Origin of the sequence: Streptomyces sp. NRRL F-4489 (assembly GCF_001509485.1) — a bacterium.
In the GTDB taxonomy this organism is placed as follows: domain Bacteria; phylum Actinomycetota; class Actinomycetes; order Streptomycetales; family Streptomycetaceae; genus Streptomyces.
Window position 1 is genome coordinate 1 of sequence record NZ_LLZI01000283.1, and the last position, 26,737, is coordinate 26,737.

The 26,737-nt window shown below is 75.0% G+C and carries 24 protein-coding genes; 12 read left to right on the top strand and 12 right to left on the bottom strand.

Annotation, left to right across the window (positions count from 1 at the left end; genetic code table 11):
* On the top strand, window positions 1-652 hold a 652-nt coding region (locus ADL22_RS31415), incomplete at its 5' end, for a DUF2254 family protein (RefSeq protein ID WP_159048752.1).
* Window positions 653-954: 302 nt separating this feature from the next.
* Here ADL22_RS31415 and ADL22_RS31420 read toward each other — a convergent pair.
* Entirely contained in the window at window positions 955-1,392 is a 438-nt protein-coding gene (locus tag ADL22_RS31420) for a chorismate mutase (RefSeq protein ID WP_234430928.1), read from the bottom strand.
* Window positions 1,393-1,743: 351 nt separating this feature from the next.
* Window positions 1,744-2,427: a GntR family transcriptional regulator gene (locus ADL22_RS31425; RefSeq protein WP_066987656.1), complete on the bottom strand. Its 684-nt coding sequence runs from the start codon at window positions 2,425-2,427 to the stop codon at window positions 1,744-1,746.
* 141 nt (window positions 2,428-2,568) lie between these two features.
* Here ADL22_RS31425 and fdhD point away from each other — a divergent pair, with 141 nt between their 5' ends.
* Window positions 2,569-3,429 (top strand): formate dehydrogenase accessory sulfurtransferase FdhD, encoded by an 861-nt coding sequence (gene fdhD / locus ADL22_RS31430; RefSeq protein WP_066987659.1) that lies wholly within the window; start codon window positions 2,569-2,571, stop codon window positions 3,427-3,429.
* Window positions 3,430-3,437: 8 nt separating this feature from the next.
* Here the strand turns inward: fdhD and ADL22_RS31435 are convergent, their stop codons facing one another.
* A complete protein-coding gene (locus tag ADL22_RS31435; protein ID WP_079064577.1) occupies window positions 3,438-3,956 on the bottom strand; it encodes a MarR family winged helix-turn-helix transcriptional regulator in 519 nt (172 codons plus the stop codon).
* Between the two features lie 247 nt (window positions 3,957-4,203).
* Here ADL22_RS31435 and ADL22_RS31440 point away from each other — a divergent pair, with 247 nt between their 5' ends.
* Window positions 4,204-5,145, top strand: a complete 942-nt coding sequence (locus ADL22_RS31440; RefSeq protein WP_066987661.1) for a quinone oxidoreductase family protein — start codon at window positions 4,204-4,206, stop codon at window positions 5,143-5,145.
* A 32-nt stretch (window positions 5,146-5,177) separates the two neighbouring features.
* On the opposite strand, the gene ADL22_RS31445 is transcribed toward ADL22_RS31440, so the two are convergent.
* Entirely contained in the window at window positions 5,178-6,257 is a 1,080-nt protein-coding gene (locus tag ADL22_RS31445) for a bile acid:sodium symporter family protein (protein WP_066987663.1), read from the bottom strand.
* A 171-nt stretch (window positions 6,258-6,428) separates the two neighbouring features.
* Here ADL22_RS31445 and ADL22_RS31450 point away from each other — a divergent pair, with 171 nt between their 5' ends.
* The 4 genes from ADL22_RS31450 (at window position 6,429) to ADL22_RS31465 (ending at window position 11,503) form a co-directional block, all read left to right on the top strand.
* On the top strand, window positions 6,429-7,292 hold the full coding sequence (locus tag ADL22_RS31450) for a LysR substrate-binding domain-containing protein (RefSeq protein WP_066987693.1): 864 nt from the start codon (window positions 6,429-6,431) through the stop codon (window positions 7,290-7,292).
* A 356-nt stretch (window positions 7,293-7,648) separates the two neighbouring features.
* A complete protein-coding gene (locus ADL22_RS31455; protein WP_079064578.1) occupies window positions 7,649-9,475 on the top strand; it encodes an AMP-dependent synthetase/ligase in 1,827 nt (608 codons plus the stop codon).
* Between the two features lie 150 nt (window positions 9,476-9,625).
* Window positions 9,626-10,459 carry an aldo/keto reductase gene (locus tag ADL22_RS31460; RefSeq protein ID WP_066987667.1) on the top strand — a complete coding sequence of 278 codons (834 nt, stop codon included), beginning with the start codon at window positions 9,626-9,628 and terminating at the stop codon, window positions 10,457-10,459.
* 255 nt (window positions 10,460-10,714) lie between these two features.
* The gene (locus tag ADL22_RS31465) at window positions 10,715-11,503 is read left to right on the top strand and encodes a VOC family protein (protein ID WP_066987670.1); all 789 of its coding nucleotides are present in this window, start codon (window positions 10,715-10,717) and stop codon (window positions 11,501-11,503) included.
* Window positions 11,504-11,507: 4 nt separating this feature from the next.
* On the opposite strand, the gene ADL22_RS31470 is transcribed toward ADL22_RS31465, so the two are convergent.
* Window positions 11,508-12,533 carry a class I SAM-dependent methyltransferase gene (locus ADL22_RS31470; RefSeq protein WP_079064579.1) on the bottom strand — a complete coding sequence of 342 codons (1,026 nt, stop codon included), beginning with the start codon at window positions 12,531-12,533 and terminating at the stop codon, window positions 11,508-11,510.
* 133 nt (window positions 12,534-12,666) lie between these two features.
* Here ADL22_RS31470 and ADL22_RS31475 point away from each other — a divergent pair, with 133 nt between their 5' ends.
* Complete coding sequence (locus tag ADL22_RS31475) at window positions 12,667-13,728, top strand: DUF1266 domain-containing protein (RefSeq protein WP_066987672.1); 1,062 nt, start codon at window positions 12,667-12,669, stop codon at window positions 13,726-13,728.
* A 206-nt stretch (window positions 13,729-13,934) separates the two neighbouring features.
* Window positions 13,935-14,855: a YihY/virulence factor BrkB family protein gene (locus tag ADL22_RS31480; RefSeq protein ID WP_066987673.1), complete on the top strand. Its 921-nt coding sequence runs from the start codon at window positions 13,935-13,937 to the stop codon at window positions 14,853-14,855.
* Window positions 14,856-14,896: 41 nt separating this feature from the next.
* Here the strand turns inward: ADL22_RS31480 and ADL22_RS31485 are convergent, their stop codons facing one another.
* Window positions 14,897-15,208 (bottom strand): 4a-hydroxytetrahydrobiopterin dehydratase, encoded by a 312-nt coding sequence (locus ADL22_RS31485; protein ID WP_066987675.1) that lies wholly within the window; start codon window positions 15,206-15,208, stop codon window positions 14,897-14,899.
* Window positions 15,209-15,444: 236 nt separating this feature from the next.
* On the opposite strand from ADL22_RS31485, the gene ADL22_RS31490 reads away from it, so the two are divergent.
* Window positions 15,445-16,257 (top strand): helix-turn-helix domain-containing protein, encoded by an 813-nt coding sequence (locus ADL22_RS31490; protein ID WP_066987677.1) that lies wholly within the window; start codon window positions 15,445-15,447, stop codon window positions 16,255-16,257.
* An 84-nt stretch (window positions 16,258-16,341) separates the two neighbouring features.
* On the opposite strand, the gene ADL22_RS31495 is transcribed toward ADL22_RS31490, so the two are convergent.
* From ADL22_RS31495 to ADL22_RS31505, 3 genes are all read right to left on the bottom strand, one after another.
* Entirely contained in the window at window positions 16,342-16,743 is a 402-nt protein-coding gene (locus ADL22_RS31495; protein WP_066987679.1) for a nuclear transport factor 2 family protein, read from the bottom strand.
* Window positions 16,744-16,960: 217 nt separating this feature from the next.
* Window positions 16,961-18,325: an amino acid permease gene (locus ADL22_RS31500; protein ID WP_066987681.1), complete on the bottom strand. Its 1,365-nt coding sequence runs from the start codon at window positions 18,323-18,325 to the stop codon at window positions 16,961-16,963.
* Window positions 18,326-18,682: 357 nt separating this feature from the next.
* Complete coding sequence (locus ADL22_RS31505) at window positions 18,683-20,851, bottom strand: phage holin family protein (RefSeq protein WP_066987683.1); 2,169 nt, start codon at window positions 20,849-20,851, stop codon at window positions 18,683-18,685.
* 216 nt (window positions 20,852-21,067) lie between these two features.
* On the opposite strand from ADL22_RS31505, the gene ADL22_RS31510 reads away from it, so the two are divergent.
* Together ADL22_RS31510 and ADL22_RS31515 are read left to right on the top strand one after the other, a co-directional pair.
* Complete coding sequence (locus tag ADL22_RS31510) at window positions 21,068-21,898, top strand: MBL fold metallo-hydrolase (RefSeq protein WP_066987685.1); 831 nt, start codon at window positions 21,068-21,070, stop codon at window positions 21,896-21,898.
* On the top strand, window positions 21,895-22,644 hold the full coding sequence (locus ADL22_RS31515) for a DedA family protein (protein ID WP_234430929.1): 750 nt from the start codon (window positions 21,895-21,897) through the stop codon (window positions 22,642-22,644). Before ADL22_RS31510 ends, ADL22_RS31515 begins: the two co-directional genes overlap by 4 nt.
* A 75-nt stretch (window positions 22,645-22,719) precedes the next feature.
* On the opposite strand, the gene ADL22_RS31520 is transcribed toward ADL22_RS31515, so the two are convergent.
* The 3 genes from ADL22_RS31520 to ADL22_RS31530 all read right to left on the bottom strand — a co-directional run bounded on the left by ADL22_RS31520 (window position 22,720) and on the right by ADL22_RS31530 (window position 26,131).
* Entirely contained in the window at window positions 22,720-23,748 is a 1,029-nt protein-coding gene (locus ADL22_RS31520; protein ID WP_066987700.1) for an MBL fold metallo-hydrolase, read from the bottom strand.
* A gap of 401 nt (window positions 23,749-24,149) precedes the next feature.
* Entirely contained in the window at window positions 24,150-25,556 is a 1,407-nt protein-coding gene (locus ADL22_RS31525; protein WP_066987687.1) for an aminotransferase class I/II-fold pyridoxal phosphate-dependent enzyme, read from the bottom strand.
* Between the two features lie 104 nt (window positions 25,557-25,660).
* Window positions 25,661-26,131: a GNAT family N-acetyltransferase gene (locus ADL22_RS31530; RefSeq protein ID WP_066987689.1), complete on the bottom strand. Its 471-nt coding sequence runs from the start codon at window positions 26,129-26,131 to the stop codon at window positions 25,661-25,663.
* Window positions 26,132-26,737 lie beyond the last annotated feature (606 nt).

Here is a 26,737-nt window from a genome sequence, read left to right on the forward strand (position 1 = left end):
GGTCGAGTTGCTGGCGGGGGGGGTGGTTCGGGATGTGCATGTGGCGCGGCTGGTGGGGGTGGCGCGGCGGCAGGGGGTGGTGTTGCGGCTGATTCCGAAGATCGGGGACTTCGTGATGCCCGGGACGCCGATGCTGGCGGTGCACGGCGGGGCGGCGCCCTCGCGGCGGGCGTTGCGGTACACGGTGTCGGTGGGGGTGGAGCGGACGTTCCACCACGATCTGGGGCTGGGGTTGCGGCAGCTTTCGGACATCGCGTTGCGGGCGCTGTCGCCGGCGGTGAACGATCCGACGACGGCGGTGCAGTGCCTGGACCGGATCGTGCAGATCCTGGCAGTGGTGGCGAAACGGCCGCTGGGGACCGTTCACCATCTGGACCGGCGGGGAGCCGTGCGGCTGGTGCGGAACGTACCGGGGTGGGCGGAGCTGGTGGATCTGGGGCTGACCGAGATCCGGGGGGTGGCGGCGCGGAGTCCGCAGGTCACGCGGCGGATGCTGGCGGGGATCGACGATCTGCTGGGGCTGGTGCCGGCGGAGCGGCGGGAGCCGTTGGAGCGGCATCGGGGGCTGTTGGCGGGCGCGGTGGCGGAGGCCGCGGACTCGGCGGAGGACGGGCGGTTCGCGTTGCGGCCGGATCGGCAGGGGATCGGGTAGGGGCCTGCCTGGCCATGCGGCACGGCGCCCAACGCACCGGGAACGTGCCCGGCCATTCCGGCGGGCTCCACCGGGCGGCGCCGGAAAGCTGGTCGTACGCCCGCCGTGCAGCCGGAAAAGGCTCCGGGCACCTTCACGAAGCCGTCCTTTACGAAGCCGCCCTTGACGAAGCTTTCCACTTCTTCGCCGCTGAGATCGAGCACGCTAGCAGTTACGCCCCTGTTGTCGGCGACGCCAGCCTCGGCAGCGGGGGGGCCGGCAACTCCCTTGAGGAGAGAGCGAGTTGGAAGGCCGTGCGGCGGTCAGCCGGTGGTCGGCCGCGGAGTCTCGGGGCGGTCCTGGGTGCCGTTGGCGGTGCCGTTGCTGTTGCCGTTGTCGGCGACGGCGCGGTCGGCGATGGCGCGGTGGTGGCGGACCACTTCATCGATGATGAAGTTGAGGAACTTCTCGGCGAACGCCGGGTCCAGGCGGGCCTCTTCGGCCAGGCGGCGCAGGCGGGCGATCTGGGCGGCCTCGCGGGCCGGGTCGGCGGGCGGCAGGCTGTGCCGGGCCTTGAGTTCGCCGACCTGCTGGGTGCACTTGAAGCGCTCGGCGAGCAGGTGGACGAGCGCGGCGTCGAGGTTGTCGATGCTGCTGCGCAGGTGGAGCAGCCGCTCCCGGGCCGCCTCGTCGGCGACGGAGGTCGCGTCGCCGGTCGCCGGTGCGGTCCCGCCGGTCGCCGGCGCTGTCCCTTCGCTCATGTGCGTCTCGCCGTTCCTGGTCGGTTTCTGGGTGGGTTCGGGGTGGGTTCGGGGTGGGTTGGGGGTTGGTGTGCGGGTCGGTTCATGGGGCGCTTTGTGGGGTTGCGTCCCTGATCAGCGGGTGCGTGATCGCCTGCACCCTACCCGGCGGGGCGCCGCGGACCGCCGCTGGTCTCGCGGATCGGACGGGCACCGGGTGGGAGGGGTGAAGACCAGCCATTCCGGCCGGGCCATTCCGGTCGGGCCGCTCGGGCGGGCCGGGCGCTCCCCCGGCCCCGGCTTGCCCGCAGGCCGGCCGCCGCTCCTCTGACCCGGCGAGCGCCCGGTGGGCCGGGCCGGCCCGGCGCGCCCTCAGGCGTCCCCGCCCTCGCGTTCCACGTACATCCGGCGGGCGCGCTCGGTGTGGGCGCGCATCACCGCGGCGGCGCGGGTCTCGTCGCCCGCGGCGATCGCGGCGGTCAGCTCGCGGTGTTCGGCCCAGGACCGCGGGCCGCGGCGGCGGGCGACCGGGGCGGCGTACCAGCGCACCCGCCGTCCGACCTGCGCGGTCAGTGCGGCCAGCACCGCGTTGCCGGCCAGTTCGGTCACCTTGGTGTGGAACGCGGCGTCGAGCGCGAGCGCGGTCTCCGCCTCACCGTCCCGGACGGCCCGTTCGCCCTGCTCGCAGAGGCGCTCCAGCTCGGCGACGCCGGCCGGGTCGGCGTGGCCCGCGGCGAGCCGGGCGGCCTCGGCCTCCAGCAGTGTGCGGACGGTGCACAGCTGGCCGGCCTCCTCCTCGGTGGGCCGGCGGACGAACGCGCCCTGGGCCGGGCGCAGCTCGACCCACCCCTCGGTGCTGAGCCGCTGGAGCGCCTCGCGGACCGGCTGGCGGGAGACCCCGAGATGACCCGCCAGCTCGCCCTCGACCAGATGCTGACCGGGCCCGAGCGCGCGGGTGGCGATGAGATCGAGCAGCGCCTCGTGGACGCGCTCGCGCAGCGGGCCGGGACGGTCGAGCTTCGGAACGGCGCCTTCCGGCAGCCTTCTGGACAGCATCGAGGCCCCCTGGAACGAATTGGTTATCGTATACAGTTTACCGAGGGCACTTCTTCCGCGCGGCGCGTATGCGCGACCTCCCGCGCCCGCGCACAGCGGCACACCGCGCACCGCGGCGAACAGAACCGGGGCTGATCAGACATGGGACGGGTCACCGAGCGACGCCGCGTCATCCGGATCCGCGACGGCGCGGTGAGCAGCCGGCCGGACACCCTGGTCGCCGAGGAACCGCTGGAGATCCGGCTGAACGGCCGGCCGCTGGCGATCACCATGCGCACCCCGGGCGACGACTTCGCGCTGGCGGTGGGCTTCCTGGTCAGCGAGGGCGTACTGGCGAGCGCGGACGAGCTGGCGAACATCGTGTACTGCGCGGGGGCCACCGAGGACGGCCGCAACACCTACAACGTGGTCGACGTCCGGCTGGCGGACGGCGTGCCGGTCCCGGACATCACCCTGGAGCGGAACGTCTACACCACGTCCTCGTGCGGCCTGTGCGGCAAGGCGAGCCTGGACGCCGTACGGACCACCGCCCGCTGGTCGCTGGACACCGCCGCGGAGCCGGCGACGCGGATCGAACCGGCGACCCTGGCGGCGCTCCCCGGGCGGCTGCGGGCCGCCCAGCGCGTCTTCGCGCGGACCGGCGGGCTGCACGCGGCGGCCCTGTTCACCGCGGACGGCGAACTGCTCGACGTCCGGGAGGACGTGGGGCGCCACAACGCGGTGGACAAGATCGTCGGGCGGGCGCTCCAGGACGGGCGGCTGCCGCTGTCGTCGGCCGTGCTGATGGTCTCCGGGCGGGCCTCGTTCGAACTGGCGCAGAAGGCCGTGATGGCCGGGATCCCCGTCCTGGCCGCCGTCTCCGCGCCGTCCTCACTGGCCGTCGACCTGGCCGCCGAGACCGGGCTGACGCTGGTCGGCTTCCTGCGCGGGGCGTCGATGAATGTGTACGCGGGTGAGCGGCGGCTGGTGCTCGACCCTCCGCCGGCCACCACCGAGGACTGATCCGGGCGTCAGGCCCGCACTCCGGGTCCTGGCGCTCCGGCCTCCCCCGGGGCCTCCGTCCCCCCGGGAGCCTCGGTCTTGCCCGGGCTCACGATCCGGGTCAGGAGGGCGACGAGCTGGGCGCGCTCCTCGGGGGTGAGGGCGGCGGTCAGCTCGGCGTTGGCCTGGTCACCGAGGCGGGCGGTGCGGTGCAGCCGCCGTGTGCCGTCCGCCGAGATCTCGATGGCGTTCTTCCGGCGGTCCTTGGGGTCCGGGGTGCGGGTGACCAGGCCGTCCCGCTGGAGGTCGTTGACGATCGCGACGATGTCCTTGGGGTCGATACCGACCGTGCGGCTCAGCTCGGCCTGGGAGACGGGGCCGAGTTCGGCGACCGCGGAGAGCACGGCGTGGTGCATCATCCGCATGCCCTCGGTGGCGAGCGCCTCGGCGACGAGCCGGTGGCCGCGGGCGGCGGCGCGGCCGAGCAGCCAGCTGGGGAGGGCGCGGATCCCGCTGGGGGCGTACGGGGCGGAGGGGTGGTCGGACATGGGATCACCGTAACGGGGATTCATGGGGAGCTCCAACGAAACCGACCCGGCAGTGACCGGCACCGATCCGACACCGACGGGCACCTCTGTCCCAGCCCGGCCCCTGGCCCGGCCCCGGCCCCGACCCCGGGCCAGCGCCTGAGTACCCCTCCGGGGAAACCATTGGGGTCCCCAACGTTCTCTGCTATCGTTGGGGCTCCCAATGAAACGGCCGCGCCCGCGGCCCGTTCGTACGGAGGTGTCGGCCATGCGCCGTGTTCGATTCCATGCCTATGGCGGTCCCGAGGTGCTGCGCCTGGAGGAGGCCGAGGACCCGGTGCCGGGCCCCGGTGACCTGCTCGTACGGACCGAGGCGATCGGGGTCACCCTGCCGTCGGTGCGCCGGGTGCGCGGCGACGGCAAGGGCGGCGGCGATCCGCTGCCCGGTGTCATCGGCGGGGAGATCGCCGGTGAGGTCATCGCGATCGGCAGCGAGGTCACCGGTTTCGCGGTCGGCGACCGGGTCACCTCGCTCACCCTCACCGGCTCGTACGGCGAACTCGCCCTGGCCCCGGCCTTCCTGGCCAGCCGCATACCCGACGGCGCGAGCGCGGTGGAGGCGGTGGCGCTGGTGCGCGGCGGGCATGTCGCGCTGGCCGCGCTGAGCACCGCCGCGCCGGCCGGCGGCGAGTCCGTGCTGATCACCGGCGCGGCCAGCGGCACCGGGCACCTCGCCGTCCAACTGGCCAAGCTCCAGGGCGTACCGCGGGTGGTCGCGGCGGTCAGCTCGCCGGCCAAGGCGGAGTTCCTGTACGGGCTGGGCGCCGATGAGGTGGTGACGTACGACCAGGAGTCCTGGGGCGAGCCGGTCGACATCGTGCTGGACGGGGTCGGCGGGGAGCTGCTGCCGCGCGCGCTGGCGGCGGTGGCACCGGGCGGGCGGCTGATCTTCTTCAACTCCGGCGGCGGTACGGTCCCGGCGTACGAGCTGCTGGCGGGGGCGAAGACCATCACCGGGCTGACCATGCGGCGGTTCTCCACCGTCCACCGGGAGCGGTACGAGCGGCACCGGGAGGAGCTGTGGGAGCTGGCCGGGGCCGGGCGGCTGCGGGCCGCGGTGCACGCCGAACTGCCGCTGGCGGACGCCGCGAAGGCCCACGAGATCATCGAGGGGCGGGCCAACCTGGGGAAGGTGGTGCTGCGGCCGTGAGGGGGCTGGGTCGCCCCAGTCCCTCCGCCCCGTCAGACCGCTCCCCGCACCGTGTCCCGGCCCGGGCCGTCCCCGGCCGGAGCACCGGCCGCCCGACCGCCGTCACCCGATGCCGGCGCGGGCGTCTCGTCCGCCTCCCCCGCCCGCGCCGCGTACCGCTTGGCGAGGACGGCGCACACCATCAGCTGCATCTGGTGGAACAGCATCAGCGGCAGCACCGCCAGCCCGGCCTGGGCGCCGAAGAGGACGCTGGCCATCGGGAGCCCGGCGGCCAGGCTCTTCTTGGAGCCGGCGAAGGTGATCGCGATCCGGTCCGCGCGCGGGAAGCCGAGCTTCTTCGAGCCGTACGAGGTGAGCGTCAGCATGACGGCCAGCAGCACCGCCTCCACGCCCAGCAGGCACAGCAGCCGCAGCGGGGAGACCTGGTGCCAGATGCCCGCCACCATGCCGGTGCTGAACGCGGCGTAGACCACCAGCAGGATCGAGCCGCGGTCGACGTAGCCGAGGACCTTCTTGTGGCGGGTGAGGAAGCCGCCGACCCAGCGCCGCAGGAACTGCCCGGCCAGGAACGGCAGCAGCAGCTGGCAGACGATCGAGACCAGCGAGTGCGCGGAGAAGCCGCCGCCGTCACCGTGCAGCACCAGCCCCGCCAGCAGCGGCGTCAGGACGATCCCCACCAGGCTGGAGAACGAGCCGGCGCAGATCGCCGCCGCCACGTTGCCGCGCGCGATGGAGGTGAACGCGATGGAGGACTGGACCGTCGAGGGCACCAGGCACAGGAACAGCAGCCCGGTGTACAGGGCGGGCGGCAGGACGTACGGAACCAGGACGCGGGCGGCCAGGCCCAGTACCGGGAAGAGCGCGAACGTGCAGAGCAGCGTGGTCAGATGGAGCCGCCAGTGGCGCAGGCCGTCCATCGCCTCCCGGGTGGAGAGCCGCGCCCCGTAGAGGAAGAAGAGCAGGGCGACGGCCCCGGTGGAGGCGCCGTCGGCGGCGGTCGCCACGGCGCCGCGGGCGGGCAGCAGGGCGGCCAGCCCGACCGTGCCGAGCAGCGCGAGGATGTAGCCGTCCACGGGGAGCCAGGAGGGCAGGCGGAACGCAGGGCGGGGCATGGTCTCTCTTCGGGGTCGGTGGCTGACGGGCGGTGGCGCAGCCGACGGGCGGTAGCCCATGGGCTTGACGCCCCCAGGGTGCCGGTTCGCGCGGTCATCGGGAACCCCGTTCACCGTGCTGACTGCCATCATGGAATGCGATGACTGCTGGAGTCGTAGGAGGTGGCGGCCGTGTTCGAGCCCGGGCAGCTGCGGACGTTCCTGGCCGTGGCGCAGACGCTGAGCTTCACGCAGGCCGCGCACCGGCTGGGGCTGCGCCAGTCCACGGTCAGCCAGCATGTGCGGAAGCTGGAGGAGGCGGCCGGGCGGCGGCTGTTCGCCAGGGACACCCACGGCGTGGACCTCACCGAGGACGGCGAGGCGATGCTGGGGTTCGCGCGCACCATCCTGGAGGCGAACGAGCGGGCGGCGAGCTTCTTCGCCGGGACGCGGCTGCGCGGGCGGCTGCGGTTCGGGGCGTCCGAGGACTTCGTGCTGACCCGGATGCCGGAGGTGCTGGAAGGGTTCCGGCGGGACCACCCCGAGGTCGATCTGGAGCTGACCGTGGAGCTGTCCGGCACGCTGCACGAGCTGCTGGCGGCCGGGCGGCTGGATCTCGTCCTGGCCAAACGGCGGCCGGAGGGTCCGCGGGGGCGCCTGGTGTGGCGGGACCGGCTGGTGTGGGTGGGCGGTGAGCGGCTGCGGCTGGATCCGGGGCGGCCCGTTCCGCTGGTCGTTTTCCCGCCACCCGCGGTGACCCGGGCGCGGGCGCTGGAGGCGCTGGAGCGGCAGGGCCGGGAGTGGCGGATCGCCTGCACCAGCGGGAGCCTGAACGGGCTGGTCGCGGCGACCCGGGCCGGGCTGGGCGTGATGGCGCACTCCCTGGGGATGATCCCGCCGGGGCTGGTCCGGATACCGGCGCGGGCCGGGCTGCCGGAACTGGGCGATGTCGACTTCGCGCTGCTGTACGGGCCGCGCCGGGGGGCGGCGCACGGGCCGGCGGAGGCGCTGGCCGAGGCGATCCTGGCGGGCGGCGACCGGCTCCATCTCCCGTGAGGCGGCGCCCTCTCCCGTAGGGGCCGCAGCAAGTCCCGCCCACCGGGCGCCCCCGCGAAACCTCCCGGGAACCTCCCGCGAATCCCCGCCCTTGGGCGGAATACACCCCGCGTACACCTCCGACATGGCCTGACGACGCGACAGATGCAGAGATTCGGTGCAGATCCGGTCCCGGCCTCGTGTTCGTCCGGCGGCGGAACGCCCGGGTAATGTCCTCGGTTACCCGAAGTAACCCGATTTCCCGGCCTGGCCGGTTCCGGTCGCCGCGCCGCCGCGGCGTGCTACCGCACTCCCACGCAGGGTCGCCGTGGGGTACGGTCGCGGCCTTGTGAGAAGCACCACGAGGAGCTGGGTCATTGCGCGAGTTCACCGTCCCTCCTTTGGCGACCGCGCCGCGGGTCGGCGGGCTGGCCGACTCGGTCCACGACAACGCGGAATCCGACCCGAAGCGGACCGCGCTCGCCCGTAAGGACGCCGCCGGCCAGTGGCGCAACGTCTCCGCCGCGGAGTTCCGGGACGAGGTCACCGGCCTGGCGAAGGGCCTGCTCGCGCAGGGGATCCGGTTCGGCGACCGGGTCGGGATCATGTCCCGTACGCGCTACGAGTGGACGCTTTTCGACTATGCGCTGTGGTCGATCGGCGCCCAGTCCGTGCCCCTCTACCCGACCTCGTCGGCGGAGCAGGTCTCCTGGATGCTGCACAACGCCGAGGTGTCGGCGTGCCTGGTGGAGCACGAGGACCACGCGATGACGGTCGGCTCGGTCGTGGGCCGCCTCCCCCAGCTGCGGAAGCTCTGGCAGCTGGACGCCGACCCGGTGGCCGAGCTGACGGCGGCCGGTGCGCACATCGACGACGAGGTGGTGCAGCGGCACCGGATGGCGGTCACCCCCGACGCCACCGCGACGATCATCTACACCTCCGGCACCACCGGCCGCCCCAAGGGCTGTGTGATCAGCCATGCCAACTTCATGGCCGAGGCCGACAACATCGTGCTGCGGTACGACAAGGTCTTCCGCTCCAAGCCGGGCGACGAGGCGGCGACCCTGCTCTTCCTGCCGCTGGCGCACGTTTTCGGCCGGATGGTGCAGGTCGCGGCGGTGCGCGGCCGGGTCAAGCTCGGCCACCAGCCCGAACTGGCGGCGCGGGCGCTGCTGCCGGACCTCCAGTCGTTCCGGCCCACCTTCATCCTGGCCGTGCCGTACATCTTCGAGAAGGTCTTCGCCGCGGCCCGGCGGCGGGCGGAGAGCGACGGCAAGGCCGGCCCGTTCGACAAGGCGGTGGAGGTCGCGGTCCGCTACGCGGAGGCGATGGAGCACAAGGCGTTCGGCACCGGCTCAGGACCGGGCCCCTCGCTGCGGATGCAGCACCAGGTCTTCGACAAGCTGGTCTACAGCAAGGTCCGGGACGCGATGGGCGGCCGGGTGCGGCACGCGATGTCCGGCGGTTCGGCGATGGAGCGCCGGCTGGGGCTGTTCTTCGCCGGCGCCGGCGTGCGGATCTTCGAGGGCTACGGGCTGACCGAGAGCACCGCGGCGGCCACCGCCAACCCCCCGGAGCGCACCCGCTTCGGCACGGTCGGCACGCCCGTCCCCGGCACCACCGTGCACATCGCCGACGACGGCGAGGTCTGGCTCCACGGGGGCCAGGTCTTCCAGGGCTACCACAACGACGCCAAGGCGACCGACGCGGTGCTGCACGACGGGTGGTTCGCCACCGGGGACCTCGGCGCGCTGGACGACGACGGCTATCTGACGATCACCGGCCGGAAGAAGGAGATCCTGGTCACCTCGGGCGGGAAGTCGGTGTCGCCGGTGCCGCTGGAGGAGCGGGTGCGGGCGCATCCGCTGGTGGCCCAGTGCATCGTCGTCGGCAACGACCGGCCGTTCATCGCGGCGCTGGTGACGCTGGACCCGGAGGCGGTCGCGCACTGGCTGGCCATGCGCGGCAAGCCGGAGATGCCGCCGCGCGAGCTGGTGCGGGACCCGGATCTGGAGACCGAGATCCGGCGGGCGGTGGTCGCCGCGAACACCCTGGTCTCGCAGGCCGAGTCGATCCGTACGTTCCGGATACTGGCCAACCAGTTCAGCGAGGAGCACGGCCTGCTGACGCCCTCGCTGAAGCTGAAGCGCAAGGCCATCGAGACGGCGTACGCGGCGGAGGTGGACGCGCTGTACCGGGGCTGACGGGGCGTCCGGCGCCGGTGGTCCGGGTCGGCTGCGGGGCGGGCCCGGTGGTCCGGTCGCGGAATTCGCCGGGGTGCGCGGGAATGTCCGGGGACGGATGATCGTTGTGATTCCCGTACCACCACAGCCGACGTAAGGATCGATTTCCCCGTGAGCACGGTTCCGTCCATCACGCTCAACAACGACGCCACGATGCCGCAGCTCGGCTTCGGCGTCTGGCAGATCCCCGACGAGGAGGCGTTCACCGCCGTCGGCCACGCCCTCGAAGCCGGCTACCGCAGCATCGACACCGCCGCGATCTACGGCAACGAAACGGGCACCGGCAAGGCGCTGGCCGCCTCCGGCCTCCCCCGCGAGGAGCTGTTCGTCACCACCAAGGTCTGGAATTCCGACCACGGCTACGACGCGGCGCTGCGCGCGTTCGACGCCTCGCTCGGCAAGCTCGGGCTGGAGTACGTCGACCTCTATCTGATCCACTGGCCGCTGCCCTCCCGCGGCACCGCCGTGGACACGTACAAGGCGCTGGAGAAGATCTACTCCGAGGGCCGCGCCAAGGCCATCGGCGTCTCGAACTTCCTCCCCGGCCATCTGGAGCGCCTGCTCGGCGAGACCTCCATCGTCCCGGCGGTCAACCAGATCGAGCTGCACCCGTGGCTCCAGCAGGCCGAGTCCCGCGCCTTCCACGCCCGGCACGGCATCGCCACCGAAGCCTGGTCGCCGCTGGGCCAGGGCAAGGGCCTGCTGGCGGACGCCACGGTCGCCGAGCTGGCCGCCAAGCACGGCCGGACGCCGGCCCAGGTCGTCCTGCGCTGGCATCTCCAGCTGGGCAATGTGGTCATCCCGAAGTCGGCCACCCCGTCCCGCATCCGGGAGAACTTCGACGTCTTCGGCTTCGAGCTGGACGACGCCGATCTGGCGGCCCTGGCCGGCCTGGACTCCGGCAACCGCCTCGGCCCGGACCCGGCCACCTTCGACGTGGCGTGAGCGCGGTCTGAGGGCTGGCCTGCGGGCTTGTCCTCGCAGGGCGTAGCAGCGCCGTCCGTTCCCCTGCCTTCCGGGGGCGCGGGCGGCGCTTTTCCGTGCCCTCACAGCCCCCGAGTGCCGGAGTCGGCGGTCTCCGAGTGGCGGGGTCGGCGGGCGGCGGGAAGTGTGGGAGGGGGAACGGCCGCAGCCGCGCCGGCCGCCCAGGGGTGGCTGCCGCCGGGCCGCCACCGCTCCGCGCGCCCCGAGGAGGCACCGATGCCCGAGGTCACCACTCCGTACGCGCCCGGGACGCCCTGCTGGGTCGATCTCGCGGCGCCCGACCAGCAGGCCGCCCTCGACTTCTACGCCGGCGTCCTCGGCTGGACCGGCGAGATCGGCCCCCCGGAGATGGGCGGCTACGCGGTGTGCCGGCTCGGCGGGAAGCCCGTGGCCGGCATCATGGCCGCGGTCGCGATGGGCGACCAGCCCGCCCCGCCGACCGTCTGGACCACCTACCTGGCCTGCGCCGACGCGGACGCCGCGCGGGGTTCGGTGGAGTCGGCCGGCGGCACCGTGCTGATGCCGGTCACCGACGTGATGTCGCTGGGCCGGATGTTCATCGCCGCCGATCCGACCGGGGCGGTGTTCGGGGTCTGGCAGGCGGTGGACTTCCCCGGCGCCGGCGTCGCCAACGAGCCGGGCGCGCTCATCTGGAACGAGCTCAACACCACCGACCGGTCCGCCGCCTCCGCCTTCTACCGCGCCGCCCTCGGCATCGAGTCGACGGCCATGGAGGGCGCCGAGCACTACGACGCGCTCCAGGTCAACGGGCGCCCGGTGGGCGGTATGCAGCCGATGCCGGAGCATCTGCCCGCCGATACGCCCTCGCACTGGCTGACGTACTTCGCGGTGGCCGACGCCGACGCGGCGGTCGACAGGGTCCGCGCGGCCGGCGGCAACACGATCATGGAACCGTTCGACATGATCGCCGGCCGGATGGCCGTGGTGACCGACCCCCAGGGCGCGGTCTTCGCCCTGATCCAGCCGAGGCCGATGGGTGGGTGAGTGATCACGCCTCCGGCGCGCACGCCGTGTGGACCGTCTGGGCGGAGAGCAGGAAGACGTCGGGGCGGCGGGTGAGGCCGGCGGGGTCGTAGGGGTCGGTGAGCCGCGTGAGGGTGCTGAGGTCGTCGGGGTCGAGCCGGTCGCCGTACGCCTCCACGGCGTGGCTGAGGTTGGCGTGGAGGTACTGGCGGACGTCGTGGGAGAGCGGGGCCGGCAGGTCGAGCAGGAAGCTGCGGGTGCGCGGGGTGCGCAGACCGGCGTTGGCCAGGAAGGCGGGCCAGTCCTCCAGGGTGTCGGTGGTGTCCGGCAGCGCGGCCCGCATCTCGGCGAACCAGTCCTCGGCGGCGGCGTCCAGGCGCGCCTGGAGCCCCGGGCGGCCGATGCCGATGTCGCGCGGCAGGAACCGCGGCGCGAGGCCGCCCTCGCAGACCGCGAGCAGGCCGCCGGGGCGCAGGTGGGCGGCGAGGGCGGCGACCGCGCCGCGCTGGTCGCCGACGTGGTGCAGGGCCTTGCTCGACCAGATGAGGTCGGCGCCGCCGAGCGGGTCCAGACCGTGCGGGATCTCGGCGGTGCGGGTGTGGACGCGGTCCGCCAGCCCGAGGCGGGCGGCGCGGGCCCGCGCGCGGTCCAGGAGCGCCTGGGCGGCGTCCACCGCGGTCACCTCGGCGTCCGGGAACACCCGGGCCAGCAGGCAGCTGACGACGCCGGGACCGCTGCCGATGTCGAGGATGCGGCGGACGGGGGCCGGGTGCGCCTCAACTGACGTGTTGGCTAGGTCAGTTGACGGACCGTCTGTTCTCGGGCGCAGCAGCTCCCGCAGCCAGGCGGCGGCCTGTTCGTACAGCGGGGTCTGGATTTCCGCGCCCCGTTCCAGGAGCGGGCCGAGCACGCTCCAGTCGATGGCGGCACCGTCCTGGCCGGCGCCACCGTGCGCGTGGCCGTGCGCGTGGCCGTGGGCGTGGCCGCCGCCCGGACGGGGCGGTGGACTGGCGGGGGCGGGCCCGGGCGCGGGCCGGTCGTGACTGGTCATGGCATCGAGCCTCCGATACGCGGTGGGCCGCGGCAAACGGCCGGGCCGTTCCGGGGGACCGGACCGCGGCCCCTGATGACGGCCGGGGGGCCGGGCCGCCGTAGGGTCTTGACCTGTGGGTACTCCGGGATGGATGCCGCCGACGGAGACCGAGCGGCGGCTGTACGAGGCAACGGCACGCGGGGACGGGGACGGGCAGGTCGCGGCGATCGCCGGTGAGGACCTGTATCTGGCGGTGCCGCAGCCGGGTCACGATCCGCTGCCCGTCTACGACGATCCGGTGGCGGGCGGTAAGTGCATTCCCGTCCTGACGCGCGGCATGCTGCCGCCCTGGGAGCCGCAGGCGCTGTTCGACCGGGTCACGGTCGAGGAGCTGGCCCAGGACTGGCCGCACGACAAGTGGCACCTGGCGGTCAATCCGGGTACGCCGTTCGCCGCGTATCTGCGCGCCACGTCCGCCCACCGCGCGGGCTGGCTGCGGGTCCGGGCGCAGGTCGGGGTGCGGCCCGCCGGGCTGCTGGTCACGCACTTCGGCGGGCCGCTGCACGGGCCGGTGGCGCAGGGGCTGGCGTGCGGCGCGCCGCTGGCGGTGCACCACAGCGTCCCCTGGAACGAGCTGGGGACGGCCTTCCTGGATTACGCGGCGGACGCCGAGACGCTGCGCGGGCAGTGGTCGGTGGCCGATCCGACGGGGTGGCAGCAGCGGTTCGAGCAGCTGCTGGGCGGGCAGTTCGTACCCGCGGAGACCGAGGCGGCGCTACGGGCCCGGGGCGGCGCCGCGCCTGACCGGGCGGCAGCGTCCGGGGCCGGGCAGGCGGCGCCGTCCGGGCAGGCGGTGCCGGAGCTGGTGGCCCGGTACGAGGAGCGGTTCCGGGCGGACGGGCTGCTGCCGGCCGGCGGCCGGGTGGTCTCGCTGGCCGCGCTGGATCTGGCGCACGCGGTCGGCCTGGTGCGCTGGGGCCTGGGCGCGCGGCTGTGCGCGCCGCCGCAGGCCGAGCAGGCGGTGGCGCGGGTGGCGGCCCGGGCGGCGGAGGTCTACGGCTCGTGGGAGGAGTTCGCGGCGGGGTATGCGCTGGGGAGGGTGCTGGCGTTCGACGGCGGCTGGTTCGGGCCGGCGTACGCCGAGACCGCGCATCTGCACCGGGTGCTGACGCAGGATCCGGGGTCGCCGTGGCGGGTCCTGCCGTTCGGCTGAGGCGGGCGGGCCGCACGGCCCCCGGGGGCCTCAGGAGCCCCACGGGCCGCACGGGCCTCGCGGGCGCTCCGGACGCCGGGGGATGATGCAGGACCGAGGGCCCGGGACGATACCGGACCAGTACGGCATGGAGGACGGATACGACATGGGCGGGAGCGGTATGGGGGGCGTCGCGCGGCGGCGGAAGCGGACGGCGGGGGTCCGCCATGGAGGCTGAGACCGCGCCGACCGCCGCCCCGGCGCGGACCGGGCCGGAGCGGCCGGTCCGCCGGGCGCACTGGAAGCGGTACCGCACGGCACTGCGCCGCACGCCGCTGTCCGTCTGGCACGACGACCTCACGGACTACGCGGCGAGCCTGACGTACTACTCGGTGCTGGCGCTGCTGCCCTCGGCGATCGTGACCATCTCGCTGATCGGCCTGGCCGATCCGGCCGGCACCGAGCAGCTGATCAACCACCTCAGCTCGATCGCCCCGGCCGAGTCGGGGGCGACGGTCCGGCACGCGCTGGTGGTGATGGCGCATCAGCGGACCGCCGCGTGGGTGGTGGTCGGCGGTGCGCTGGGCAGCGCGCTGTGGTCGTCGTGCAGCTACCTGGCGGTGTTCCGGCGGGCGCTGCACGCGATGCACCGGACGAAGGACGACCGGCCGCCGTGGCGGAAGGTGCCGCGGATCCTGATCACCGCGCTGCTGCTGATGGCGCTGCTGATCAGCAGTGCGGTGGCGCTGCTGGTGAGCGGGCCGGTGGCGACCGCGCTGGGCCGGATGCTGGGCTTCGGCGAGGGCGGCGAGACGCTGTGGAACCTCCTCCAGTGGCCGCTGCTGCTGTTGCTGGCGACGGTCCTGGCGATGGTGCTGTTCCGGTCCGGGCCGCCGAACTCCCGAGGGGTGCGGCGGGCCGGCCCCGGCGGGGTGCTGGCGGTGCTGCTGTGGCTGGTGGCGTCGGCGGGCTTCGCGTTCTACGCCTCGTACGTCGGCACGTTCAACCGGCTGTACGGGTCGCTGGCCGGTCCTGTGGTCTTCCTGATCTGGCTGTGGTTCTCGAATCTTTCGCTGCTGTCCGGGGCGCAGTTCAACGTGGAGCTGGCGCGGGCGGGACGGGTGATCAGGCCGCGCGGGCCGAGCTGAGGGGGCGCCGGGCGGGCCGGGTCCGGCCGGCGCCGGGTCCGTCAGCGGGCGCCGTGCCCCGCGGCGATCTCCTCGATGCGGCGGGCCAGCCCGAAGTCCAGGTACGTGATCCGGCTGCCGGCGCTGTGCGTGGTGACCGCGACGGCGAGGCGGTTGTAGCTGAGGGTCAGATCCGCGTGGTGGCCCAGCTCCTCCTGGATCTGGGCGATGTGGATGACCATCGCGGCGCCCTGGAAGTGCCGGTCGAAGCGGTATCCGCGGTGCAGCCGGGAGCCCTCGGCCGCCCAGCCGGGCAGATCGCGGAGGCGGTCCTGGATTTCCGCGTCGTCGAGAGGGGTCACCTGTGCGCTCATCACGCTCGCCTTTCGCCGGTCCGGTCGCCGCCGCGGGGTGCGGTTGCGGGGTGTCCCAGCCTGGCACGCGGAGGACGGATGCGGGGCCGGGCACGCGGGGGAACGTGCCGGGGCGGGAGCGCGGCTGGGCGTGCGCCCGTCCCCGTTCGCCCCCGGTCGCCGCACGCGACCTCGCCCCCGCCGGAAACGCGAAGTTCCGCTCACCGGCCCCGGCTTGATCGGCTACCGTCCCCGCCATGACGACTGCCACGGCGTACGCGCCGGAAACCACGGGTGTCGGCGCCCTGTTGCGGGAGTGGCGCGACCGGCGCCGGATCAGCCAGCTGGAACTGGCGCTGCGCGCCGACTCCTCCGCCCGCCACATCAGCTTCATCGAGACCGGCCGCGCCCGCCCGAGCCAGGAGATGGTGCTGCGGCTGGCCGAACACCTCGACGTCCCGGTGCGGGAGCGCAACGCCCTGCTGATCGCCGCCGGTTACGCCCCGGCCTTCCCCGAGACCCCGCTCGACGACCCGTCGATGGCGGCGGTCCGCGCCGGTATGGAGCGGCTGCTGGCCGGCTACGACCCGTACCCGGCGCTGGTGTGCGACGGCATGTACACCGTGCAGGCGGCCAACCGGGGCATCGGGGTGCTCCTGGAGGGCGTCGATCCGGAACTGCTGCGTCCGCCGATGAACGCCATGCGGATCACCCTCCACCCGCGCGGGATGGCGCCCCGGATCCGCAACTTCCGGGAGTGGCGCGGCCACCTCTTCGAGCAGATGGACCGGCAGCTGGCACTGCTCAGGTCATCGCCGCTGCGCGCGCTGTACGACGAGGTCAGCGGCTATCCGCTGCCGGACGGCGGACGGGAGGCCGCGACGGCGGGCGAGCATCCGCCGTTCGCCCTGCCGCTGGTGATCGAGCACCGCGGGGCCGTGCTGTCCTTCCTCTCCACCATCGCCACCTTCAACACGCCGATGGATGTGACCGTCTCGGAGCTGGCGCTGGAGGCGTTCCTCCCCGCCGACCCCGAAACGGCCGAACATCTGCGGAGGGTGGCGGGGTGAGGGCCGGTCCGTAGGGACCCGGGCCCGGCCCGTAGCGGGCACACCGCCCCGTAAGGGCTGAGGGGTCCGCCCCGCAGGCGCGCCTCACATCGCCGGTACGCGGTCCAGGAAGCCGGAGACCGCGCGGATCCGGCCGTCCCCGGCCAGCCGCACCACATCGAAGCCGGCGACCGGCGCCGACCCGTCCGGCGCGACCAGCTCCCAGCCGAACCGGGCGATGTCGTGGTGCCCGTCCACCGCGCCGAGCGGCCGGAAGACGAACCCGGGGAACTGCTGCCGCGCACCGGCGATGGCCGCCGCGAGGCCGTCGTGCCCGGCCACCTCGACCAGCGGGTCGGTGTAGGTGGCCTCCTCGGTGAACGCGGCGGCTATCGCGGCCTTGCGCTCGCCCTCGTCGGTGGCGTTCCAGGCCGCGAGGTACCGCTCGGCGGCGGCCGCGTGGTCGATGGCCTGCTCGGGGGCGCCCTGCTGCACGTGCTGCGACATCACGAACTCCTGGTGGTCTGGCGTCATGGCACCGGCCGGACCGGTCGGCGCACATCGCTGACGAGCCGTCAGCTACGGCCCACGGGCCGGAGTGCGCCGGCCCGTGAACCGATGCCCTGACTCTGCCGGAGGAGGGATGCCGGGGTCGATTACCCCGCACGTAATGCCGCTGGTCGCGGGGCGTCCGGACCGGGGCGTGCGGCCCCGGCCCGGGCGGTCAGCGTACGGCCGCCGCCGGCTCCGCCTCCGCCGGCTCCGCCCGATCCGCCGCCGGCTCCTCCGCGCCGCGCTCCCGGCTCGCCGACCGGCGGGCCGCCATCAGCGCGTACACCAGGATCCCGGCGAAGAGGAACAGCACGCCCTGGTAGATCGCCGCGTAGCCGGCGCCGGCCACCAGCCAGAAGGTGAAACCGAAGGCGATCAGCGCGAGCGTCAGATCGCGGGCGAAGCGGCCGGGGCGGACCCGGTCGCGGCGGCCGGTGAGCAGGAAGTAGATCTGCGCGCCGGCGGCGAGGAGGTACGGCACGGTCGCCGAGAAGGTGGTGATCAGGACCAGGATCTGGAAGACGCCGCCGCTGCCGATCAGGTAGTTGATCACCGTCAGGGCGGTGGCCAGCACCGCGGCGGCCAGCACGCCGAACGTCGGCACCCCGCGCCGCTTGGTGAGGAAGGCGGCCGGGAACAGCCCGTCCTTGGCGGCCGCGTACGGGGACTGGGCGCTCATCAGCGTCCAGCCGTTGAGCGCGCCGACGATGGAGATCACCGCCGCGGCCGCGATGACCGTACCGCCCCACTGGCCGCCGAACATCGCGTCCACGGCGTCGGAGAACGGTGCCGTGGAGTGCACCAGCTTGTCGTGCGGGACGGTCCCGAAGACCGAAACGGTGCCCAGGAGGTAGACCACGGCGGCGCCGAGGGTGCCCAGGACGGTGGCGCGGCCGACGTTGCGCTCGGGGTCGCGGACCTCGCCGGCGCTCATCGCCGCGGACTCCACGCCCACGTAGCTGTAGAGCAGGATCGCGGCCGCCGCGGACAGCCCGCCGAGGGTGCTGCCGCCGCCCTCGTGGAACGCCCCGAGCTTGTGCGGGTCGAAGAAGAACAGCCCGACCACCGCGATGAACAGCAGCGGTACGAACTTCAGGACCGTGGCGACCAGCTGGACCGCGCCGACGTACCGGGTCCCGGCGAAGTTGGCGAGCGCCGGCAGCCACAGCGCGGCCAGCGCCACGATCAGGTCGACGCCGCGCGACTGGTGGCCCGGGAAGAGCACATGGACGTAGCCGACCGCGGCGACCGCCAGCGCGGCGTTGCTGACCCAGGTCATCGTCCAGTACGACCAGGCGGACAGGAAGCCGGCGAAGTCGCCGAACGCCTCGCGCGCGTAGACGTACGGGCCGCCGGTGTCCGGGTGGCGGCGGGCGAGCTTGCCGAAGACCAGGGCGAGGGAGATCGCCCCGAGGGTGAGCACGCCGAAGGCGACCAGGCTGACCGTGCCGAAGGGGGCGACGGAGGCCGGCAGCAGGAAGATGCCGCCGCCGATGATGTTGCCCATCACCAGCGCGGTGGCGGTGAGGAGGTTCATCCGGAACGGGCGGGATCCTGGAGCGTGCTGGTCAGCGGAGGCAGGAGTGACCTCTGCGGCGGGATCGCGGTGCATGGTGTGTGACGCGTCTCTCGTGGTGCTGGTCTCGCCGGGGTGCCGGCTCCGCCTATGGTCACCGGCTGCCCGCGCGCCTCAAAATCGCCGCGAATCCTCCCGTGCGGAGGGTGCGCGGGGCGAAGATCTGCGGCGGGGGTGGCCGATGGCCGGATGGGCCGATGAGGCGTAGGAGGCATGGGAGGGGTGTAGGTCTTACGGGTCGGCGGGTCGCTCCTACAGGTCGGCGGGTTGCTCCTACGGGCCGGTGCCGCTCCGCCCTACGGGACAGCGGGCTCCGCCCTACGAGCCGGTGGTCGGCTCCACCGGTGTACGGGTCCGCTGGGCGGGGATCCGGTGGGCGTCCGCCTCCCGCAGCCAGCGGCGCAGCACCCGGTGGACCTGCTCGGCACCGGTCAGCGGCGTCCCGTCCGGGACGGGCGGGGACAGCTCCGCGGGCCAGAGCAGGAACGGCCGGCTCTGCGGGCCGCCCAGTCCGCCGTGCGACCCGATCTGCTCCTCGAAGGCGTGCACCGCGCCGGTCACCGGATCGCAGACCGAATTGATCATGAGGTCGGCGGCGTGCGGGAACCGGTCCGTACGGCGCACCGCGTCGGCCGCCCCGGGCCCGAACGGCGCCAGCGGGTCGGGCCCGCTCACCCGCCCGGTGTCGAGGTGGTGCTCCCCGCCGTCCGGGCCGAGCACCACCGCGCCGTGCGCCGCCGAGCGGACCAGGACGAAGCCGATACCAGGGTGGCCGGTGAGCGCGCCCAGCAGCCCGGGCCAACGGGCTGCCAGCTCCTCGCGCGTGGCCCGGCCCGGGATGTCCGGGAACGACACCAGCCCCAGATTCCCGGAGGCCAGGATGACGGGCTGAGGGTGACCGGGGCGGCGGGGGTGCTCGCCGCGGCGCCGCTTCCGGGGGCGCGGGGTCCGGTCCCCGGGGCGGTCACCGGGCCCGGCCTCCCCTCCCGTTGGCTCGCCGTCCGCGGCCGGCGCCCCCTCCGGGCGGCCCAGTGCCGCCCTGGCCGCCTCGCGGGCCTCGGCGCCACCGGGGGCGCGCCCGGCCCGCCGCCCCACCGGGAGCCCGCACCCGGCGCGCACCAGGTCTCCGAGCGTCAGCCCGTAGCGGTCCCGGAACGTCGCGCCGGGGCTCTGCCCGTGGTCGGAGAGGAGCACGATCCGGTACGGGCGGGGCGCGTGCCGGGCGGCCTCGGCGATCAGCTCGACGCACCGGTCGAGGCGGCGCAGCACCTGGTGGGTGTCGCGGTGCGCGGGCCCGGAGTGGTGGGCGACCTCGTCGTAGGCGACGAGATCGGCGTAGACCGCGGTCCGGCCGGCCAGCATGTCGCCGACGACGGCCGCGACCACCACGTCCCGCTCCACGACGGTCGCGAACGCCCGGATGACCGGGTACAGACCGCCCCGCTTGACCCGGGGCCGCTCGCGGCGGCACCGGGCGCGCAGCGCCTGCCCGATCTCCCGCACCACCTCGGCGGCGAACGACACCGCGGTCCGGGTCGCGTTCGCCGGGTCGGAGAAATAGGCGAAGTAGCCGGCCCGGGAGCGGTTGGACCGGCCGCGCCGGGCGGCCACCGACATCACCAGGGCGACCTGGTCGGCGCCCCCGCTGAAGAGGTTCCCGCGGCTCGCGCCGTCGTGGGCGAGCAGCCCGGCGTCCCCGGTCCGCGCGACGGCCCGGCGCTGGAGTTCGGCGGCGCTGCTGGGCCGGTTGCTGACGACGATGCCGCCGGTCTCCTTCTCGTACCAGCGGAAGGCGGGCAGGTCCTCGTTGGTGCCGTGCAGGAGGGCGAGCTGGCTGGCGCCGGTCTGGCTGGACCAGTCGGTGTGCCACGGGGTGAGCCGGTGGGTGGTGGCCAGCCAGCGGGCGGCGGTCGGCATCAGCGGCCGCTCGCCCCGGGTCGCCGCGGCCAGCACGTCGTATCCGACCCCGTCGAGCTGGAGGAAGACCGTCCCCGGGGCGGCGGGGTCACCGCCCGTAGGGTCGCGCCGTCCGCGCCGGCCGGCCAGCCGGACCAGCCGCCGGCGGTACGCCTCGTCGTCGCGCACCGCCAGGAATGCGGAGGCCGCCGAGGACGCCGCGGACATCGCGGCGGCGACCAGCACCGCGGTCTCCGGGGAACTGCGGCCCCGCCCGGCGGGGATCAGATCCAGCGCGACCAGCAGCAGCGAACCGTTGAGGAAGAACACCAGCAGCCCGAGCACCAGCGCCGGCACCAGCAGCAGCGCCCGCACGAGCAGCGGCCACACCAGCGCGCTGAGCAGGCCGAACGCGCCGGCGCCGAGCACCGCGGTGAGCGCCGTACGGGTCAGGCTGTCGCCGCCGGCCGCCTGCAGCCGGACATCGGGCAGGACCGCGGCGAGGACGAGCAGTGTCAGGCTGGAGACCGCCCAGACGGCCAGCACCCTCAGCAGGGCGCCGCCGAGGGCCTTCCACCGCGGGGTCCGCACGCCGTCCCGTCCTCCGCTCTCGGGCCCGCCGCGCCTGCCGGGCGGGCGTTCGTTCCGGCCCAGCGTGTCATCCAGGGGGCGGTGTGTCACAAAGCGGGTGGCCGGGGGTGGCGCGGTGCGGTGCGGTGCGTGGCGCGGAGGGGCGGCCGCGGGCGCGGCGGGCGGATGCGGGAGGATCGGTCCGGTACACCTGCGTCGGACGGGAGGTGGGCGGCTGTGCCGGTGGACGTCACCTGGTGGGGCCACGCCACCGTGACGGTCGAGGACCGCGGCGTTCGGGTGCTGACCGACCCGCTGTTCACGGCCCGGCTGGCCCATCTCCGCCGCCGCCGGGGCGCCCTGCCGCCCCCGGAGGCGGCCCGCGCCGACGCCGTCCTGATCTCCCATCTGCACGCCGACCACCTCCACCCGGCCTCCCTGGCCCGGCTCGCCCCCGGTACCCGGCTGGTCGTGCCCTACGGGGCGACGGCCGCCGTCCCGGGGCTCCGCCGGGTCGCCGCGGCCCGCGGCCTCCCGGTGACCGAACTCCGACCGGGCGAGGAGTGCCGCCTCGCCCGCCTCGGTCCCCTTGGGGGCGGCAGCGCCGGGGACGCCCCCGGGGGCGGACTCGTCGTCCGCGCGGTGCGCGCCGTCCACGACGGCCGGCGGCTCCCGTACGGGCCGCACCGCGTGCCCGCGCTCGGATACGTCGTCCAGGGCAGCGCGCGCACCTACTTCGCCGGGGACACCGGGCTCTTCCCGGGGCTGGCGGCGGAGGTCGGACCGTGCGATGTGGCCCTGCTGCCGGTCGGCGGCTGGGGGCCGTTCCTCGGGCCCGGCCACCTGGACGCCCGGCGGGCCGCCCTGGCCGCCGCCCGGCTCGCCCCGTGCAGCGCCGTCCCGGTGCACTACGGCACGTACTGGCCGATCGGGCTGGACGCCGTACGCCCGCACGAGTTCCACGCGCCGGGCCAGGAGTTCGAGCGGCAGGCCGCGCTGCTGGCCCCGGAGGTGACCGTGCACCGGCCCGGGCACGGCGAGACCGTACGCCCGAGGACCACCCGGTGACGCCCCTCGCCACCACCCTGGCCGAGGGGCTGGGCCGGGTGCTCCCGCACGTGCCGCCGGAATCGACCCAGCAGGCGGTCGGCTACCCGTCGCTCTTCCTCCTGGTCGTCCTCGGCTCGCTGGTGCCCGTCGTCCCCACCGGCGCGGTGGTCAGCTCGGCCGCGGTGGTCGCCTTCCACCACAGCTCGCCGCTCGCGCCGCTGTACGTCTTCGCGGTCGCGTCCTGCGCCGCGTTCCTCGGGGACCTCGGCCTGTACTGGCTGGGGCGGCGCGGGGCCGGGTCCCGCAACGGCTCGCGCTGGCTGGCCCGGTTGCGCGCCCGGGCCGCCCCGGAGCACCTGGCGCGGGCCCGGCGGCAGCTGCGCGACCACGGGGTGCTGGTACTGGTGCTGTCCCGTCTGGTCCCGGCGGGTCGGATTCCGGTCATGCTGGCGTGCCTGTTCGCCGCGGTGCCGCCCCGGCGCTTCGCCCGCGGCGACCTCCCGGCCTGCCTGGCCTGGGCCGCGGCCTACGAACTGATCGGGCTGCTCAGCGGCTCCCTCTTCCGCGACCCGTGGGAGGGCGTGGCCGCCGCGATCGGCCTGACGGTCCTCCTGGGGGCCGTACCGGCCGGGTGGCGGCGGGTGGCGCCTGAGCGCTGGCGGCGGCCCCGCCCGGCGCCGGCGGGCGGCCCGACGGGCGCCCTGGGGGCGGCGGACGGCGCGGGGGAAGGCGCGGGCGCGCGGGAGGGCGACGGCACGCCGTAGCGCCGCTCAGCGCCCCGCCAGGCTCACTCAGCGCCCCGCCCGCTCACCGTCCCGCCCGCTCGGGATTCCGCCCGCTCACCGCTCCGGCAGTACGCGCGACGCCCCCACCGCCAGGTCCCACAGCTCCGACCGCGCGCGGCCGGCCGCCGACCAGGCGGCGCGGACCCGGTGCAGCGGCTCCAGCGGCGGTTCGGCGGAGAGCAGGAACGTCGACCAGTGCATCGGCGCCAGATACCGCGCGCCCAGGTCCTGGCAGGCCCGGACCGCCTCCTCCGGGTCGGTGTGCACCGGCCGCAGCATCCAGCGCGGGTCGTACGCCCCGATGGGCAGCAGCGCCAGGTCGATGTCCCGGTAGCGGCGGCCGATCTCCTCGAACCAGTGGCCGTAGCCGGTGTCCCCGGCGAAGTGCACCCGCCGTCCATCGGGGGCGGTGAACATCCAGCCGCCCCACAGGGAGCGGCAGGTGTCGGTCAGCGTCCGCTTGCTCCAGTGGTGCGCGGGTACGAAGTCGATCCGCACCGGGCCGCCGGGGCCGGACAGCTCCACCGCCTCCCACCAGTCCAGGTCGGTGACCCGCGTGAACCCGCGCCGCCGCGCCCACACCGCGAGTCCCGCCGGGAGCAGCAGCGGCGTGTCGCGCGGCAGCCGCTTGAGCGTCGGCGCGTCCAGGTGGTCGTAGTGGTTGTGGCTGATGACCACCGCGTCGACGGGCGGCAGGTCCTCCCAGCGGACGCCGACCGGGGTGACCCGGGGCGGCGTGCCGAGGATCTTGCGGGACCACACCGGGTCGGTCAGGACGGTCAGCCCGCCGATCCGGAGGATCCAACTGGCGTGCCCGGCCCAGGTGAGCGCGACGGTCGACGGGCCGGCGTCCGGCATCGGTCCTGGCTCGAAGGGCAGTTGCTGGATCTGCGGGAGCGTCTGGGGAGCCGGGCGCAGCTTGCCCTCCCGCGCGATCCGGGCCAGCGCGCGGACGCCGGGCAGCGGCGCGGTCAGCCGGTCGGTGAAGTCGCGGGGCCAGGTGCGCGGCTCCCCCAGGGGGCGCGGCTCGGTGAGCGGCGGCGGCACGCTGCCCGGCACCGCCGCCGCCCCGTACCCGGCCATGCCCTCGGCAGTACCGTCGGCCATTCCGCCACCAGCCTCCTCTGTAACGGCGTTGCGGTCATCGTGGGCGGCGTCCGGCACACCGCCGTACGTGTCGTCGTGCGCGTCGTCATACGCGTCGTCGTACGGGCGCGGCTCGGTGCCGGAGGGCGCGGCGAGGGAGCGGCGGGCAGCAGAGCGCTCGGTCTGTTCGGTCATCCAGGGGCTCCATTCGGTGGCCGGGCGGAACCGGAGGCACGAGGGGGGCGGGCGTATCGGGCGGACACCGGCCGGCCCGGGGAGCGGCGGGCGGGGCGGATGCGGTGGACGGGGCGGGCAGGGCGGCCCGGGGGCGAATGCCCGGCGGGGGCGCGGGCCGACGGCAACGGGCGCGGGCGCTCGGCGAGGGAATCGGGCCGGCCTCAGCGGTCACTGCCGCCCCCATACGGGCCGCTCCCGTCCTCGGAACGGCCACCCTCGCCTCCGGCCTGCTCACGGCTCTCCACGGGCCCGTCACGGGCTTCGTCACCGTTCCCGGTCCGGTCACCGTTCCTCTCACCGGTGCCGTCGCCGGTCCCTCCCGGCCCCGATGGGCGCTCCTCTCCCCCCACTCCCGTCTCTCGCGGCTCCCCCGACAACTCCGCCAACGCCCGCCCCAGCGCACTCAACCCGGCCCGCACGTGCGGCAGTTCCAGCGGATCCGCCGCGTCCAGCACCCCCTGCCGCAGCTCCATGTCGGCGCCCAGCAGGGCATCGGCCCCCAGCCGTACCCGCAGGGAGTCCGGCTCGTCCTCGAAGCGGTGGCCGCCGCGGGCCGCCCACGGCGCCAACTCCCGCTCCAGCGCGCCCGAACCCGTGATGCCGTGGGCGGCGAGCGGCTGCCGCAGCGGTTCCAGATCGGCGTAGAGGCAGCTGCCGGAGTGCGGCGGGCGGCACAGCGCCCCGGCCCCCGTGAGGGTCTGGTGCAGCGCCCTGGTGAGCGCCCCGTACACCCGGGCGGCGGCCGCGGTCCGTTCCCGTACGGCGTCCGGTTCCCCCAGGGCGTGGATGGCGGGAGCGGCCAACGGGCCGGGCAGGGGCGTGCGCAACCGGGTGAGCGTGTGCAGCACCGCGTCCCGTAGGACGGCGCCGCGGCGGGTGCCGGGAAAACGGGCCAGCGCCACCGGCCAGGAGGCGGGCAGCAGCGCGGCCCGCAGATCGGTCAGCACCACGACCTCGCCGGGCAGCATCTCGGCCGGGCTCAGCACCACCGTGTCATGCGGATCGTGCAGCAGATCGCGGTGCGACTCGTCGCTGATGATCCACAGCCCCTCCTCGGCCGCCGCCTCGCAGACCTCGTGCAGCTGCTCCGGCGGCGGGCACGTACCGGACGGGTCGTCGGCCACCGAGAGCACCAGGACGCGCGGCGTGTCGCCGTGTATCCGGGCCCGCCGTACGGTCTCCAGCAGGGCGAACGGATCCGGCAGCCCGCCCGATTCGGCCGGTACGGGCGTGAGGTGCACCGGCCGTCCGAGCAACCGGGCCGGCGGCGCGTACCACTGGGCGCACGGCCGCGGCAGCAGGACCGCGCCATCGGCCGCCGCGTACAGGGCGAGGAGCAGGGCGGGCGCCCCCGGGCCGGCGAGGACCCGGTCGGCGAGGGTGAACAGGCCGCGCCGCTCCCAGTAGCCGCAGGCGGCGGCGCGCAGCGGTTCGGAGCCGCCGGGGGGTTCGGGGGCGGTGCGGCCGGCGGCCGCGGAGAGGTGCGCGGCGAGCTCGGGGAGGACCGGCAGGCCCACCGGCGGGGCCGGTCCGGGCTCCCGCTGCGGATCCGGGGCGGTCCGCTGCATCCGTACCTCCACTCCACGGCGGCCGGTCGATCATGGGCCCATCACATGATGCGCGGCCCTGACCACCTTCGCAGATCAGGCGGGTGGTGGCGGGGGACGACACGTCAGCGGGGGGTGACCACTGCGCCGGGCGGCGGCGCCGGCGCGTCGTAGCGGTGCACCTCCACCTCTTCCGCGGCCGCGCCGGTGCCCCACCACTGCCGCTCGGTGCCGCGGCGCACCCAGCCCCGGCGTTCGTACAGGGCGACGGCCGCGGTGTTGGCGGTCTGCACCTCCAGGACGAGCCGCAGACCGCGCAGCGCCGCCTCGGCGTCGATGGCGTCGAGCAGCCGCGCGCCGAGGCCGTGGCCGTGGGCGCCGGGCGCGACGTAGAGCCGGCTGACTTCGTTCCCGCACAGCGCGGCGTGGCCGACGACCCGTCCGCCCAGCTCGGCGACCCAGGCGGCGGTCATACCGTCCGGGGTGAGCCAGCCCGCCGGGTCCTCGGGCCAGAGGTGGGGGTACCCGCTGTGTACGTGCGCGGCGGCAAGCGCCGTCACACAGGCCGCGAGGTCACCCTCCTCGCGCCTGCGCACTCGGCCGGTGTCCGGCCCGGATTCCGGCCCGCTGTCCGGCCCTGTTTCCGACCCGGTGTCCGGCCCGCTGTCCGGCCGCCCGTCCGGGCCGGATGCGCCTGTCTGATGCCCCCGCTGCCCTGCCTGATGCCCCCGCTGCCACGTCATGGCGTTCCCTTCCGTACTGGCCGACGGCCGGGGCCTGGGCGGGCCGCACCGGGCCTTTCCGGGCCGGGTTACGGCGACTTGTGGCCGCCGTGCACGCCGCTGGCCTCCCCGGGGCTGGGCCGTACCGTCCCCGGGGCCGGCCGGTACCGTCCCCGAGGCCCCAGCCCTTCCAGCCGTTCCGGCCGTCCCAGCCGTTCCGCCCCTGCTGCCCGTTCCGGCCCTGCCGGCTCTCCTGCCCCCGCAGCCTACTCAGCCACTCCCCCTCTCGCCGAGCCCCTTGCACCGCCCCAGCCACTGCAGTCTCCTCAGCCCCTTCAGCCACTCCAGCCGCCTCGCCCTCTCTACCCCCTCCAGTCACCACTCCCCCGACCCCCCCAGCCACCCCAACCACCTCAACCACCCCACCGCCCCCAGTTCGGGAACTCACTCCCCCAGCCCCTCCCCCCGCCTGCCGCCCCC

What these genes read in the sequence shown, in the direction of transcription:
- ADL22_RS31420 (WP_234430928.1), bottom strand. Translation starts at nt 1,392, where the DNA reads ATGAGCGAAGGGACAGCGCCGGCGACCGGCGGGACCGCACCGGCGACC.
- ADL22_RS31425 (WP_066987656.1), bottom strand. Translation starts at nt 2,427, where the DNA reads ATGCTGTCCAGAAGGCTGCCGGAAGGCGCCGTTCCGAAGCTCGACCGT.
- fdhD (WP_066987659.1), top strand. Translation starts at nt 2,569, where the DNA reads ATGGGACGGGTCACCGAGCGACGCCGCGTCATCCGGATCCGCGACGGC.
- ADL22_RS31435 (WP_079064577.1), bottom strand. Translation starts at nt 3,956, where the DNA reads ATGTCCGACCACCCCTCCGCCCCGTACGCCCCCAGCGGGATCCGCGCC.
- ADL22_RS31440 (WP_066987661.1), top strand. Translation starts at nt 4,204, where the DNA reads ATGCGCCGTGTTCGATTCCATGCCTATGGCGGTCCCGAGGTGCTGCGC.
- ADL22_RS31445 (WP_066987663.1), bottom strand. Translation starts at nt 6,257, where the DNA reads ATGCCCCGCCCTGCGTTCCGCCTGCCCTCCTGGCTCCCCGTGGACGGC.
- ADL22_RS31465 (WP_066987670.1), top strand. Translation starts at nt 10,715, where the DNA reads ATGCCCGAGGTCACCACTCCGTACGCGCCCGGGACGCCCTGCTGGGTC.
- ADL22_RS31470 (WP_079064579.1), bottom strand. Translation starts at nt 12,533, where the DNA reads ATGACCAGTCACGACCGGCCCGCGCCCGGGCCCGCCCCCGCCAGTCCA.
- ADL22_RS31475 (WP_066987672.1), top strand. Translation starts at nt 12,667, where the DNA reads ATGCCGCCGACGGAGACCGAGCGGCGGCTGTACGAGGCAACGGCACGC.
- ADL22_RS31480 (WP_066987673.1), top strand. Translation starts at nt 13,935, where the DNA reads ATGGAGGCTGAGACCGCGCCGACCGCCGCCCCGGCGCGGACCGGGCCG.
- ADL22_RS31485 (WP_066987675.1), bottom strand. Translation starts at nt 15,208, where the DNA reads ATGAGCGCACAGGTGACCCCTCTCGACGACGCGGAAATCCAGGACCGC.
- ADL22_RS31490 (WP_066987677.1), top strand. Translation starts at nt 15,445, where the DNA reads ATGACGACTGCCACGGCGTACGCGCCGGAAACCACGGGTGTCGGCGCC.
- ADL22_RS31495 (WP_066987679.1), bottom strand. Translation starts at nt 16,743, where the DNA reads ATGTCGCAGCACGTGCAGCAGGGCGCCCCCGAGCAGGCCATCGACCAC.
- ADL22_RS31500 (WP_066987681.1), bottom strand. Translation starts at nt 18,325, where the DNA reads ATGAACCTCCTCACCGCCACCGCGCTGGTGATGGGCAACATCATCGGC.
- ADL22_RS31520 (WP_066987700.1), bottom strand. Translation starts at nt 23,748, where the DNA reads ATGGCCGGGTACGGGGCGGCGGCGGTGCCGGGCAGCGTGCCGCCGCCG.
- ADL22_RS31525 (WP_066987687.1), bottom strand. Translation starts at nt 25,556, where the DNA reads ATGCAGCGGACCGCCCCGGATCCGCAGCGGGAGCCCGGACCGGCCCCG.